Source organism: Dapis hubbardiae BLCC-M172 (genome assembly GCF_050016015.1).
Classification (GTDB): domain Bacteria; phylum Cyanobacteriota; class Cyanobacteriia; order Cyanobacteriales; family Microcoleaceae; genus Trichodesmium.
Genome location: NZ_JBNHEQ010000313.1, coordinates 1 through 12,683, shown reverse-complemented (window position 1 = coordinate 12,683; position 12,683 = coordinate 1). Strand labels below are relative to the sequence as shown.

12 protein-coding genes are annotated in these 12,683 nt (G+C 36.5%); 11 read left to right on the top strand and 1 reads right to left on the bottom strand.

Annotation, left to right across the window (positions count from 1 at the left end):
• Positions 1 to 1,301: hypothetical protein (locus tag ACP6PK_RS29245; protein ID WP_426564975.1), on the bottom strand; the 1,301-nt coding region annotated here is incomplete at its 3' end.
• 350 nt (positions 1,302 to 1,651) lie between these two features.
• On the opposite strand from ACP6PK_RS29245, the gene hypF reads away from it, so the two are divergent.
• From hypF to hypB, 11 genes are all read left to right on the top strand, one after another.
• A complete protein-coding gene (gene hypF / locus ACP6PK_RS29240; protein ID WP_426564973.1) occupies positions 1,652 to 4,039 on the top strand; it encodes a carbamoyltransferase HypF in 2,388 nt (795 codons plus the stop codon).
• Positions 4,040 to 4,144: 105 nt separating this feature from the next.
• Positions 4,145 to 4,393, top strand: coding sequence for a HypC/HybG/HupF family hydrogenase formation chaperone (locus ACP6PK_RS29235; protein ID WP_094678695.1), 249 nt, complete (start codon positions 4,145 to 4,147; stop codon positions 4,391 to 4,393).
• A gap of 330 nt (positions 4,394 to 4,723) precedes the next feature.
• The gene (gene hypD, locus ACP6PK_RS29230) at positions 4,724 to 5,896 is read left to right on the top strand and encodes a hydrogenase formation protein HypD (protein WP_094678697.1); all 1,173 of its coding nucleotides are present in this window, start codon (positions 4,724 to 4,726) and stop codon (positions 5,894 to 5,896) included.
• Between the two features lie 333 nt (positions 5,897 to 6,229).
• Positions 6,230 to 6,454 carry a tautomerase family protein gene (locus ACP6PK_RS29225; protein ID WP_094678699.1) on the top strand — a complete coding sequence of 75 codons (225 nt, stop codon included), beginning with the start codon at positions 6,230 to 6,232 and terminating at the stop codon, positions 6,452 to 6,454.
• A gap of 75 nt (positions 6,455 to 6,529) precedes the next feature.
• Entirely contained in the window at positions 6,530 to 6,994 is a 465-nt protein-coding gene (locus ACP6PK_RS29220) for a GNAT family N-acetyltransferase (RefSeq protein ID WP_426564970.1), read from the top strand.
• Between the two features lie 156 nt (positions 6,995 to 7,150).
• Positions 7,151 to 8,257, top strand: coding sequence for a hydrogenase expression/formation protein HypE (hypE, locus tag ACP6PK_RS29215; RefSeq protein WP_426564968.1), 1,107 nt, complete (start codon positions 7,151 to 7,153; stop codon positions 8,255 to 8,257).
• 383 nt (positions 8,258 to 8,640) lie between these two features.
• The gene (locus ACP6PK_RS29210; protein WP_094678703.1) at positions 8,641 to 8,937 is read left to right on the top strand and encodes a hypothetical protein; all 297 of its coding nucleotides are present in this window, start codon (positions 8,641 to 8,643) and stop codon (positions 8,935 to 8,937) included.
• Positions 8,938 to 9,003: 66 nt separating this feature from the next.
• The gene (locus tag ACP6PK_RS29205; RefSeq protein WP_426564966.1) at positions 9,004 to 9,738 is read left to right on the top strand and encodes a Uma2 family endonuclease; all 735 of its coding nucleotides are present in this window, start codon (positions 9,004 to 9,006) and stop codon (positions 9,736 to 9,738) included.
• 171 nt (positions 9,739 to 9,909) lie between these two features.
• Positions 9,910 to 10,254 (top strand): hydrogenase maturation nickel metallochaperone HypA, encoded by a 345-nt coding sequence (gene hypA / locus ACP6PK_RS29200; RefSeq protein WP_094678707.1) that lies wholly within the window; start codon positions 9,910 to 9,912, stop codon positions 10,252 to 10,254.
• Between the two features lie 234 nt (positions 10,255 to 10,488).
• On the top strand, positions 10,489 to 11,307 hold the full coding sequence (locus ACP6PK_RS29195; protein ID WP_426564964.1) for an Rpn family recombination-promoting nuclease/putative transposase: 819 nt from the start codon (positions 10,489 to 10,491) through the stop codon (positions 11,305 to 11,307).
• A 403-nt stretch (positions 11,308 to 11,710) separates the two neighbouring features.
• On the top strand, positions 11,711 to 12,550 hold the full coding sequence (gene hypB, locus ACP6PK_RS29190) for a hydrogenase nickel incorporation protein HypB (protein WP_426564962.1): 840 nt from the start codon (positions 11,711 to 11,713) through the stop codon (positions 12,548 to 12,550).
• Positions 12,551 to 12,683: the final 133 nt, after the last annotated feature.

The following is a 12,683-nucleotide window of genomic DNA, read 5'->3' as shown; positions in this document are numbered from 1 at the left end:
TTTGGATGAGAGAAATGACCTCCACTACAAGAGAGTTGACCACCAATAGTAGCTCCATATAGACTTACCCTACCCTCAGCCTTGAAATCATCACTGAGAAAGATAGAACCTTTGACTTCTATACTCTGAGCAATGAGCGCAGTTCCTTTTGGATGAGAGAAATGACCTCCACTACAAGAGAGTTGACCACCAATAGTAGCTCTATATAGACTGACTCTACCCTCAGCCTTAAAACCATTACTGAGAAAGACAGATTCTTTGACTTCTATACTCTGAGCAATGAGCGCATATCCTTCTGAATTAGAAAAATGACATCTAAAACAATCAAGTTGACCACCAATAGTAGCTCCAGATAGACTTACCCTACCCTTAGCCTTAAAGCCATTTTTCAGAATGATATCAGCTTTGACTTCTATATTATTAGCAAAGAGCGCATCTTTTCCTGGATTAGAGAAATGACTATCACTACAATCAAGTTGACCACCAATAGTAGCTTCTAATAGACTTACCCTACCCTCAGCCTTAAAACCATTTCTCAGAAATACAGAACCTTTGACTTTTATATTTTGAGCAAAGAGCGCATCTCCTTCTGGATTCAAGAAATGACATCTAAAACAATCAAGTTGACCACCAATAGTAGCTCCACCTATATTTACTCCACCCTGACTCTGAAAGCCATTTTTCAGATATAAACTGCCCCTAACTTGAATCAACTCAGCATCAATACCAACAACATGACCACCATTAAACTTGATTTCTTCTACCTTCGCTCCCCTGAGAATAATTTTTTCTGTAAACACACATTCAGTGAAATATAATAAACTTTCAAACTTAACAAACTCAAGATTTAATTCCCCCGAAATTTTAGCTCCACGAACCTGTAAACCATGATTAGTAAAATATTTAAAAGCTTCCACATCTGTACATAACCAGTAAATAAACTTAGCTGGTAATGTTCTTTCTCCCAATGATTCTGCTGTAGCTCTATTATTAAATTCCTTTTCTTTAATAATGGCTGTTAATAACTGTTTTAACTCTTCTGGATGTTCTAAAATTTCTAACTCCTTTAATTGTTCTAAACTTAAATCTTCCAAATCTTCTAACTTTTCTACATCTTTTAACTCTTTTAACAGTTTTAAATCTAATTTTTTCTTAAGAAAAATAAGTTTTTTGGATTTAATTTGATAATTAGCTACTTCTCCTTGAACAATAGCTTTTAATAACCTTTTCTCAACTGAAGTAAGTTCTTCTTTGTATCTCTGCTTGGCTAATCTAAATAAATTTCTAAGTTTGTCGTCCATAACTTTTCAGATTTTAGGAATAGGAATATCGTTAATATTGTATAGCAGTTCTTTAATCTATGAAGTACAGTTTTAGATCTCTGCTTAGGGCGGGTTTATATAAATCTTAGGGTAAGCATGAAAATTTCCACTAAAACCCGCCCCTACTATTGCACTATTTTAGGTGTGTAACAAACCTGTAAATTTTCTAACATAAGGCGCCCGAAATCCCAAAACAATATTCAAATTATTTTTTACTTATTTTTAATTATCTATGTTTGTAGTAGGGCTTTAGCCCTTTCAACCTTAATTTTAGGGCTGAAGCCCTACTACGAGCTATAATCAAAAAATCTCAATTACTATTATCCATCATGTCTGAAACAGCAGAACAAATTCGCATCTATGGCACTGTGCAAGGTGTCGGTTTTCGCCCTACTGTCTACCGCATTGCTAAAACATTGGGGTTGCGTGGTGAAGTCAGTAATGACGGACAAGGTGTTTTAATTAAAGTTGTGGGCGATCGCTCTACTATTAACCAATTGATCGAAAAAATTCATTCTGAACGCCCTCCACTTGCCCATATTGAAACCATTACGCGCCACCCCCTGGAAAACGCAAATTTCCCAGAATTTATCATCGCCTCCAGCACCAACAACAACGTTCGTACCCAAATAGCCCCCGATGCTGCCACCTGTTCCAACTGCAAAAGTGAAATATTCGACCCTTTGAGTCGGTGTTATCGTTACCCATTCACCAACTGTACCCACTGCGGACCCCGCCTCAGTATCATCAAAAAATTACCTTATGACCGCAAAAATACGACGATGGCAGATTTTAACCTTTGCTCAGAATGTCAGCAAGACTATTCCGATCCCCTCAACCGTCGCTTCCACGCTCAACCTACTGCTTGTCATGTTTGCGGACCGAAAGCTTGGTTAGAAAGAGCGGATGGTAAACCTGTAACTGCGGATATGTTTTCAATGTTGGATGATGTGGATGCGGTTTGCACTCTCATCCAACGAGGAATGATAGTTGCTATCAAAGGGTTAGGCGGTTTTCATCTTGCTTGCGATGCCACAAATGAGGAAGCGGTGCAAAAATTACGTCTTCGCAAACGTCGCCCGGATAAACCTTTAGCGTTGATGGCGCGAGATATTGAGATGATTTCTGAATATTGTCATATTAGTGAGATGGAACGGAAATTACTCGAAAGTGTAGCAGCTCCCATTGTGTTGTTGGAAAAAACTATTGCGCAACAGTTAGCACCCAGTGTTGCACCCGGACAAAATACTTTGGGTTTCATGTTGCCATATACGCCATTGCATCATTTAGCCTTGCGCCGTTTAAATGTTCCCATAGTATTAACAAGTGGCAATTTTTCTGATGAACCTCAGTGTATTGATAACGAAGAAACGCGGGAGAAACTATCAGAAATTGCTGATTATTTTCTCATACATAATCGCCCAATTTTTAATCGGGTTGATGATTCTGTGGTGAGAGTTATTAAGGAAGTGCCTCAGGTATTACGTCGCGCCCGTGGTTATGCTCCTGCTCCGATTAATTTACCTCCAGGATTTTCGGATATTCCTCCTATTTTGGCAATGGGAAGTGAGTTAAAAAATACTTTTGCTTTATTGCGGGATGGTCAGGCTATTTTGTCTCAACATATTGGAGATTTAGAAAATAATTTGGCTGCCACAGCTTATGAAAAAACTTTGAATCTTTTTTTAGGTTTATTGGAGGCAGAACCGAGTGTAATTGTTGTGGATAAACACCCGGAATATTTATCAACAAAATTGGGGAAAGATTTGGCTGCTGCTAATAATTTAAAAATAATTGAAGTTCAGCATCATCATAGTCATATTGCAGCTTGTATGTCAGAAAATGGATTAGATATTGATTGTCAGCCAGTTTTAGGAATTGCTTTAGATGGATTAGGTTATGGGGAAGATGGAACTCTTTGGGGCGGAGAATTTTTATTAGCAAATTATCACGGGTTTGAACGTTTAGGAGCTTTTAAACCTGTAGAAATGATTGGAGGGGAACAAGCTATTTATCAACCTTGGCGAAATACTTATGCCCATTTGGTCGCTGCTTTTGGTTTAGATTTTCTTAAGGATTACCAAGATTTAGAATTATTTAATTTTTTCCAAACAAAACCTCTGGCCACCCTTAATCAAATGCTGGAAAAAGGGATTAATTCTCCTGTGGCTTCTTCTTGCGGACGGTTATTTGATGCGGTGGCTGCTGCTATTGGGATTTGCCGGGAATCATGTAGTTATGAAGGCCAAGCTGCTATAAATTTGGAGGCTTTGGCAACAGAGTATTTATTAAATGATGCTGAAGAAATTGAGGGTTATAAATTTGATATGTTAAATTTAGATATAGATAGTAAATTCCCTCTTACTTATCTGGTGCCACAGCCGATGTGGCAATCCTTACTGATAGATACAAAACAAAGTGCTACTCCGGCTCTGATGGCAGCTAAATTTCATCAAGGATTGGCGATCGCTATTTCTGAGATGGTAGCTGAATTTCATCAGAGTTGTGAGTTTAATAAAGTCGCTTTGACTGGAGGAGTATTTCAAAATAAATTGTTACTTGAAGGAGTGAGCGATCGCCTAACTAAAATGGGCTTGGAAGTGTTGACTCACAGTCAAGTTCCACCTAATGATGGGGGTTTATCTCTGGGTCAAGTAGCGATCGCTGCTGCTAGACTTGGAGTAGGGGAGCAGGGGAGTAGGGGAGTAGGGAGGTAAAATTAAAATATTGCCTACACTGCATTGATGCACCCTCTAGCAAATCAAAGAATGGATAAAAAAATTTGTTTTGATTTTAGTAAAAGTTTAATTAATTGAATAAAAATGTGTTTAGGTATTCCCGGTCAAATTACAGAAATAACTAATGCCGAGCAGAAGTTGGCAATGGTTAATATTAGTGGGGTAAAACGAGAGGTTAATATTGCCTGCATAGTTGATGAAGAACATCCGGTTGAGTCTTGTGTTGGCGACTGGGTGTTAGTTCATGTAGGTTTTGCCATGAACCGTTTAGATGAGGAAGAAGCAACAGAAACTTTGAAATTATTGCAGGAAGTTGCTGCGGTAATGAATTAAAACGTAGTGGAGTGACACACCTTAAATGGTGCAATAGTAGGGGCGGGTTTTAGTAGAAATTTTCATGCTTACTCTAAGATTAAGTAAACCCGCCCTAATGCACAAATTATTATATTTATTTCTGACAACTGATAACTGATGTAGGTTGGGTTGAGGAAAAGTTTTTGCTGGCGCATAACTCCGTTAACGGCTCTGAGCCGATATGTTTGCGGAGCATTCCGTCAGGAAAACGCTGCTCGATATAAAAAGCGTAGCTTATCCGCAGGATAAACCCAACATATTGTTATATTTATTTCTGACAACTGATAACTGACAACTGAAAAAACTGATATGAAATACGTTAAAGAATTTCGCGACCCCGACAAAGCGCAAGGTTTAGTAAGAGAAATTGATAAACTCAGCCAAAAATTAGGATACTCCACGGAACACCCACTAAAAATAATGGAAGTTTGTGGCGGTCATACTCACTCTATTTTCAAATATGGCATTGAGGAAGTTTTACCTAATAATATTGAACTAATACATGGCCCTGGATGTCCGGTTTGTGTGATGCCAAGGGGTAGATTAGATGACGCGATCGCTCTGGCAGAAAAATTAAACGTTATTTTTACCACTTTTGGTGATGCGATGCGGGTGCCGGGTTCCAAAAAAAGTCTGTTGCAAGCAAAAGCTCAAGGTGCAGATATTCGGATGGTTTATTCGCCCCTGGATAGCTTGAAGATAGCTAGGGAAAATCCAGACAAAGACGTTATTTTCTTTGGTTTGGGTTTTGAAACTACTGCTCCCAGTGCTGCTTTAACTATTTTGCAAGCAGAAGCAGAAAATATTTACAACTTCAGCGTTTTCAGTAATCATGTTTTAGTTGTACCCGCACTAGAAGCATTACTGAGTAACCCAGATTTAGAATTGCAAGGTTTTGTCGGGCCTGGTCATGTGAGCATGGTTATTGGTACCGAACCCTACCGCGTGATTTCCGAGAAATATCAGAAACCTTTAGTTGTATCAGGATTTGAACCTCTGGACATTTTGCAATCTATTTGGATGTTGCTACAGCAAATGTTAGAAGGTCGTTGTGAGGTGGAAAACCAATATAGTCGCGTGGTGAAAGAAAGCGGTAATAAGGTGGCATTGGAAGCAATGAGCAAAGTATTTGAAGTGCGAGAGGAATTTGAGTGGCGTGGTTTAGGAGAAATTCCTGAGTCTGGGTTGAAAATTACTGATGCTTATGCCTATTTTGATGCTGAAGTTAAGTTTTGTGTGCCTAACAAAAAAGTTGCTGACGCTAAAGCTTGCCAATGTGGGGAAATTCTCAAAGGTGTGTTGAAACCTTGGCAGTGTAAGGTATTTGGTACTGCTTGTACTCCAGAAAATCCTATCGGCACTTGTATGGTTTCGTCTGAAGGTGCTTGTGCTGCTTATTATAAATATGGTCGGTTGTTTAAGAAGGAAGAAGGAAGAAATAAGAAGGAAGAAGGTAGTGTATTAAGCATTAATATGAAATAAGGAAAAAAGCAAAGTAGTTTGAAAAATATGTCACCAGTCAGTGTTTTTAAACTACTTTTTTTTACTTAGAGACTGTTTGTAAAATAATTATTAAGAGAGCATACGAGTAACTAAAATCTAAAAGTGCTAATACTTCAAGGGATTGAAAGAAGGTAGATATATAAGTATTCAGTACATATATTCCTAGATTTTTAAGCGACAAATATTTGTCTTGATTTCTTCCTCCCTATTCCCTATTGCCAGTTAAGTGTTCCCTATCTCCTTTTTATATTTCCTGATACATTCAATCTCTTATACTTTATATATTCATCAATTAGAAACGAGGAAAAAATTATGCCATTTATCACTATTCAAATTGCCGACGGTCACTCCGTTGAATTAAAACGTAAACTAGCAAAAGCTGTTACTGATACAGTTGTTTCTACTTTAGGAACAAAACCAGAATGGGTGACAGTTCATATCGACGAATTTAGTAGAGAAAATTGGGCAGTCGGCGGTCAACTTCATATTGATAAACATCCAGGTCGCCATGCAGAAAAAGTAGAAAATAATAGTTAATTTTTCTGGTGAAAATTGGCAGTTAATCTGAAGTAAGTAAGCAATTAATTATTTGAAAATTGCCGTCTAAAAATTATGGTTAAAACAGAAATAGTAATCAGAGAGGCAGTTCCCATTGACATAAAAGCTATTATGGAATTGCTTTATCTAAAAGCAGAATTTGACGGCTGCCCCGAATCTCTCAAAGCCACAAGCGAACAACTAAATAAGGATCTATTCTGCACAAATCCTCTCACTTCAATTTTATTAGCTGAAGTGGGAGGTCAACCTGTAGGTTTCGCTAGTTACCATCGAATTTATTCTACATTTTTAGCTAAACCTGGAATTTGGCTAGATGATTTGTATTTAAAAGAAGAATACCGAGGTCAAAAAATTGGTAAAACTTTAATAACTCGTCTGTATCAAATAGCTGAAAAAACAGGTTGCGGTAGAATTGATTGGACTGTAAATATTAATAACTCTCAAGGTATTAACTTCTATGAAAAAATGGGAGCCAATATTATAGAAAAGGTGAGATTATGTCGCCTGGAAATTCAATAATCAAGAAGTAATGTAGGTTGAGTAAAGTAAACTAAAATACACCTAATTTAGTAATGATTTAGATATTAAACGTCAGGTTGAAAATTTGAAAAAATATTATCGTAGATAAACTAATAAATCTAAAAATAAGCGATCTTAATAAAATTAATATTTAATATGACAAACTCTCTCTCCAACGAACATATCCAACATCCTTTATTTAAAAAAATCGAACAAGCGCGACGTCGCCCGACAAAAGTGCGCGACACCAACATTACCCTAGCCCACGGTAGCGGTGGTAAAGCAATGCGCGACCTCATAGAAGATATTTTTGTCGGCAACTTTGACAACCCCACCCTATCTCAACTAGAAGACCAAGCAACATTCGATCTAGCAACTTTTACTGCTCAGGGAGACAGACTTGCTTTTACCACGGACTCTTATGTAGTTGACCCCATCTTTTTTCCTGGAGGCAATATCGGCGAACTTGCAGTCAACGGTACAGTCAACGATCTAGCGATGAGTGGAGCAAAACCTCTATATCTCTCCTGCGGAATGATTATTGAAGAAGGTTTCTCCGTTGACTCCCTCCGAGAAATAGCAAAAAGTATGAAAGTTGCAGCAGATGTCGCCGGGGTGAAAATTGTCACTGGAGACACAAAAGTTGTTCACCGAGGTGCTGCGGACAAATTATTTATCAATACTGCGGGGGTAGGTGTCATTCGTTCGGGCGTTTCCATTTCTGCTCAAAATCTCCAACCAGGGGATGCCGTTATTGTGAATGGTTATCTTGGAGACCACGGAGCAGCTATTACGATCGCCCGTGGAGACTTAGCTTTAGCAACGGAAGTGGAAAGCGATACTCAACCTTTGAATGGTTTGGTGGATACTATTTTGGATGTTTGTCCGGAAGTTAGGGCGATGCGAGATGCTACCCGTGGGGGTGTAGCAACAGTATTAAATGAATTTGCCATGAGTTCGGAAGTGGGGATACGACTTTTTGAATCTTCTCTTCCAGTGCGGGAGGAGGTGCAGGGAGTCTGTGAAATTCTCGGTCTCGACCCTTTGTATTTTGCAAATGAAGGTAAGTTAGTGACAGTGGTGCCAGGAGAAAAGGCGGAAACTGTGTTGGCAGCGATGAAGTCTCATCCTGCGGGTATTGATGCTGCTATTGTGGGGGAAGTCATTGCTTCTCCCCCTGGAATTTTGTTGTTGCAAACTACATTCGGCACCGAACGTATTGTGGATATGTTAGTGGGAGACCAACTACCGAGAATTTGTTAGGGAGATGTCGAGATAGGGAGATGGGGAGATGGTTTCTTTCTTACAGCGGTTTTCATTTGAATAGACAACAGTAGGGACGTTGCATACAACGTCCCTACAGGGTTATCATTTTTTTAATGTGGTTCATTGAGCTGAAAAGCGCTGTAATACCCAATTTAAATGCGTCTTATATAAAATCCGGTTATACAGTAATCGCAAAATTATGTCATTTTAATACAGATATTCTATTGAATACTAATTAAAAAATTCAATAGTTCAAAATCTTTCTTTCTTCTGACTCCTGACTCCTGACTCCTGACTCCCTACCTATACGATAAGTAATTACCCGGATTATATATTAGCTTATCAATTCTTGAAGTTCAAAACCTCAATATTTAAAGAACATGAAAACTTTTTTTGATGCTAAAATTGAGATTATCGAACTTAATAAATATCAAGAACGTCCTGGATTTTCTGATAAGTATCATCTGGTTAATTTTTTGCTAAACTCAGATGGAATAAATTCATTTGAAGTTAATATTTGGGTTCATTCTAATTATCCAGAAGCAGAAATAATTAAAGTTGCTAGAACTTTTTTAAATCGTCGTTTACAAGATTTTGTGGAATTAACAAGTGAGGAGATTTATACATCTGATGAAGTTGATGCTTTCTGGCAGTCTGTAAAACCTGAAAATTTTTGAAGTAAAAAGGAATCTAATTGATTAGAATTTTCTGTTTTGATTTAATCGCAAATAAGGAAAAAAATTATGTCTACATTACCAACACAAACAAATATTGAATCATCCCCCAAAAGTTTCACAAATCAACCAGAAGATTTTGAATTTGTAGAACCAGATATTAGTGATGTTATTACTGAGGATGATACTCCTGTGGATAATTTAATTACTGAGAAACAACAACGACTATTAACTACTACTTTATACAGTTCTTTTCAAACAGACTTACCATTTTTAGCAACTTCTAATGTCGGACTTGTTTATAGTGAAAAAATACCACCCCTAGTACCAGACATTCTCCTCAGTTTACGAGTCAAAGTACCGGAAGATTGGAGTCAAAAACAGAATCGTTCTTATTTTGTATTTTCTTTTGGTAAACCTCCAGAAGTAGCTATCGAAATTGTCTCTAATAAAATCGGTAATGAACTAGGTATTAAATTACAAGATTATGCTTTTGCTGCAGTTGGTTATTATGTCGTTTTTGACCCACTTAAACAACTTGGGGAAACTATTTTACGAGTATATGAATTACGAGGTAATAGTTATGTAGAGCTAGGAAATTTCTATTTGTCTCAAGTGGGATTGGGTTTAACAATTTGGCATGGTATTTTTGAAGGAAAAGAATATGATTGGTTGCGCTGGTGTGATGATTCGGGGAATATTTTGTTAACTGGAGATGAACGAGCTGAACAGGAAAAACAACGAGCTGACCGACTAGCAGAAATTCTCAGGGAAAGAGGTATTAGCCCTGATGAAATTTTGTAATTAAAAAATGTAGTGGGCGATCGCATACTACTGACATTTTTTTGAGAAATTACTGTTTTTTTCACTCAATATCAATCGTCTTTAACTAATTTTTTGAAGTTAAAAACCATCTGTCTATTTCTGATATTTAAGCTTAAAAATTACCTGAAAAACTGAAAAAATATTGTAAATATGCACGAATTAGGAATCACTCAAAATATTGTTGCCATCGTTGCTGAAAACGCTGGCGACAAAACTGTTAAACGAGTCACTTTAGAAATAGGTGAACTTTCTGCCATTATGGCAGATGCTATTGAATTTTGTTTTGATGTTTGTAGTAAAGGTACAGTATTAGAAGGGGCAACTTTAGAAATTATCAAAATTCCCGGTTTAGGAAAATGTCGTCAATGTGGAACAGAAATTCCTCTGGAGCAACCATTCGGCGTTTGTCATGTTTGCAACAGTGTTGAACTTGATATTATTCAAGGTCAAGAACTGAAAATTAAGGAAATGGAAGTAGAAGAATTATGTGTGTAATATCAAAAGACTTATCGGAAACTTACAGTTAACTACTTCAGGGTTTCTCATTCAGTTAAATCTACATTCCCCAAAGCAAATTTTCAGTATATTTTTTTAAAAAGACTTGAAGAAAACGAATGGGATAAATTTTCTAAATAATTTGGTTTTCCTAGATAGAAATTAATAAGATTTTAAAATCGTGGCCTGAAGAATATCAGACAAATATTTCCAGACTAACTTAATTATAAAATCGTGAAAACAGACAGTATTTTCTATCAAATATTTCTCAATTTTCCCACAATTTTCTTTGAACTAATAAACCAACCCAATACCAATACTCAAACTTATGAATTTACCTCCCGTGAAGTCAAACAATTATCTTTCCGTTTAGATGGTTTATTCTTACCAACTGACAATAACCCTAATAAACCTTTTTACCTCGTTGAAGTCCAATTTCAACCAGATGATAATCTCTATTATCGTCTATTTGCCGAATTATTTCTCTTTTTACGACAATATCAACCCCCCAATCCTTGGCACATAGTTGTTATTTATCCCAGTCGTAATATCGAAAGGCAACAAAATCAGCACTTTGGCAATATTTTAGCCTCAAATCAAGTCCAACGGATTTATTTAGATGAATTGGAAGAAAGTGTAAGTGGTTTATTGGGGATAGGAGTTGTTAAACTGGTAATTGAGCCAAAAATTCAAGCAATTAATTTGGCTAAATCTTTAATTTCTCAAGCTCAAGAGGAAATTATTGAGCCAAAGATTCAAGAAGATTTAATTAATCTAATTCAAACAATTATTATTTATAAGTTACCCCAAACAACTAGAAAGGAGATTGAAGCAATGTTAGGTTTAAGTGAATTGAAAAAAACTAAAGTTTATCAAGAAGCTTTAGCTGAAGGTGAAGCTAAAGGTGAAGCTAAAGGTAAAGAAGAAGCAAACTTAAAATCTGTATCTAAGATGATTCGTTTAGGTTTAACTTTAGAGACTATTGCTGAATATTTAGATTTGCCTTTAGAGGAAGTTCAAAGATTAGCAAAACTGACTGAAAACAGAGATTAAATTTTTTTTAATTTAATTAAGTAGGTAGACGCGAATCAACTTCACTATATAACCAAATGTTGGTGCGGTTGAGACCCTTGAGATTGCTTCCTTCCACTCACAATGACGTACTTGCAAATTTTCCCACTTACCAAAAAATGAGGTCCAAAGCCTCCCCTTTTAAGAGGATGAAAAAAATGTTTAATATCAAATCCGCATAGAATAAAAGGTGTTAACTATATATATACACCTTTTTTTTAACCCGGATTTGGTATAACTCAGTATTTCAAGCCTCCGAGTTAAGTCGGAGGTACTGATAACTGTTAACGCAGTTCCTCTGCAAGAGGCTAACTGATAACTGAAATGACCTACTTATAATCAAAAATCAAAAACAATAAATCAAATAAATGGAGATAAAAAAATTATGTGTGTAACTTGCGGTTGTTCCGGTAATAATGAAATTACTATTACTAATTCTCAAACAGGAGAAAAAAGGACAGTAGATAAGCATCATTCCCATACCCATACTCTCCCAGATGGCACTGTTATTACTCATACTCATTCTGATAATCATACTCCTGAACATCATCATCACGAAACGGCAGAAGTTCATGCTAAAATGCACCAAACAACTATTAGTTTAGAACAAAAAATTTTACAGAAAAATGACATGATAGCTGCCCAAAACCGAGGCTGGTTTAAAGGTCGAAATATTCTGGCATTAAATTTAGTTAGTTCTCCTGGTTCTGGCAAAACAACTTTATTAACTCGAACTATTAATGATTTAAAATCTGAATTGACTTTTAGTGTCATAGAAGGAGACCAAGAAACTATTAATGATGCGGAAAAAATTCGCCAGACTGGCTGTAAAGTTGTGCAAATTAATACTGGCAAAGGCTGTCATTTGGAAGCAGCAATGGTAGAGAAAGGTTATACAGAATTAAATCCTCCTTTAGATTCAGTTTTGATGATTGAAAATGTGGGGAATTTAGTTTGCCCTGCTTTATTTGATTTAGGAGAAAATTGTAAGGTAGCAATTCTATCAGTTACCGAAGGAGAAGATAAACCGATTAAATATCCCTATATGTTTCGGGAAAGTGAAGTAATGATTCTGACGAAAATTGATTTATTGCCTTATGTACAATTTGATGTGAATCTTTGTATTGAATATGCAAAAAAGGTAAATCCTAATATTAAGATTTTCCAGGTTTCTGCTATTAGTGGGGAAGGTTTAAATGAGTGGTATGAATGGTTAAAAAGTTAAATTATTCTCTTTCGAGAATAAAGTAATCTAAATATTTTTTCCTCATACATAAGAAACCGGGTTGATGGGAAGTAGATGTTAGTATGGTGAGCTATTTAATACAAACCCGGTTTCTCTACTTTTTGACTAAATC

Coding starts and splice junctions, on each gene's coding strand:
- hypE (WP_426564968.1), top strand. CDS start 7,151: ATGACAAACTCTCTCTCCAACGAACATATCCAACATCCTTTATTTAAA.
- ACP6PK_RS29210 (WP_094678703.1), top strand. CDS start 8,641: ATGAAAACTTTTTTTGATGCTAAAATTGAGATTATCGAACTTAATAAA.
- hypB (WP_426564962.1), top strand. CDS start 11,711: ATGTGTGTAACTTGCGGTTGTTCCGGTAATAATGAAATTACTATTACT.
- ACP6PK_RS29235 (WP_094678695.1), top strand. CDS start 4,145: ATGTGTTTAGGTATTCCCGGTCAAATTACAGAAATAACTAATGCCGAG.
- hypF (WP_426564973.1), top strand. CDS start 1,652: ATGTCTGAAACAGCAGAACAAATTCGCATCTATGGCACTGTGCAAGGT.
- ACP6PK_RS29220 (WP_426564970.1), top strand. CDS start 6,530: ATGGTTAAAACAGAAATAGTAATCAGAGAGGCAGTTCCCATTGACATA.
- hypD (WP_094678697.1), top strand. CDS start 4,724: ATGAAATACGTTAAAGAATTTCGCGACCCCGACAAAGCGCAAGGTTTA.
- ACP6PK_RS29205 (WP_426564966.1), top strand. CDS start 9,004: ATGTCTACATTACCAACACAAACAAATATTGAATCATCCCCCAAAAGT.
- ACP6PK_RS29225 (WP_094678699.1), top strand. CDS start 6,230: ATGCCATTTATCACTATTCAAATTGCCGACGGTCACTCCGTTGAATTA.
- hypA (WP_094678707.1), top strand. CDS start 9,910: ATGCACGAATTAGGAATCACTCAAAATATTGTTGCCATCGTTGCTGAA.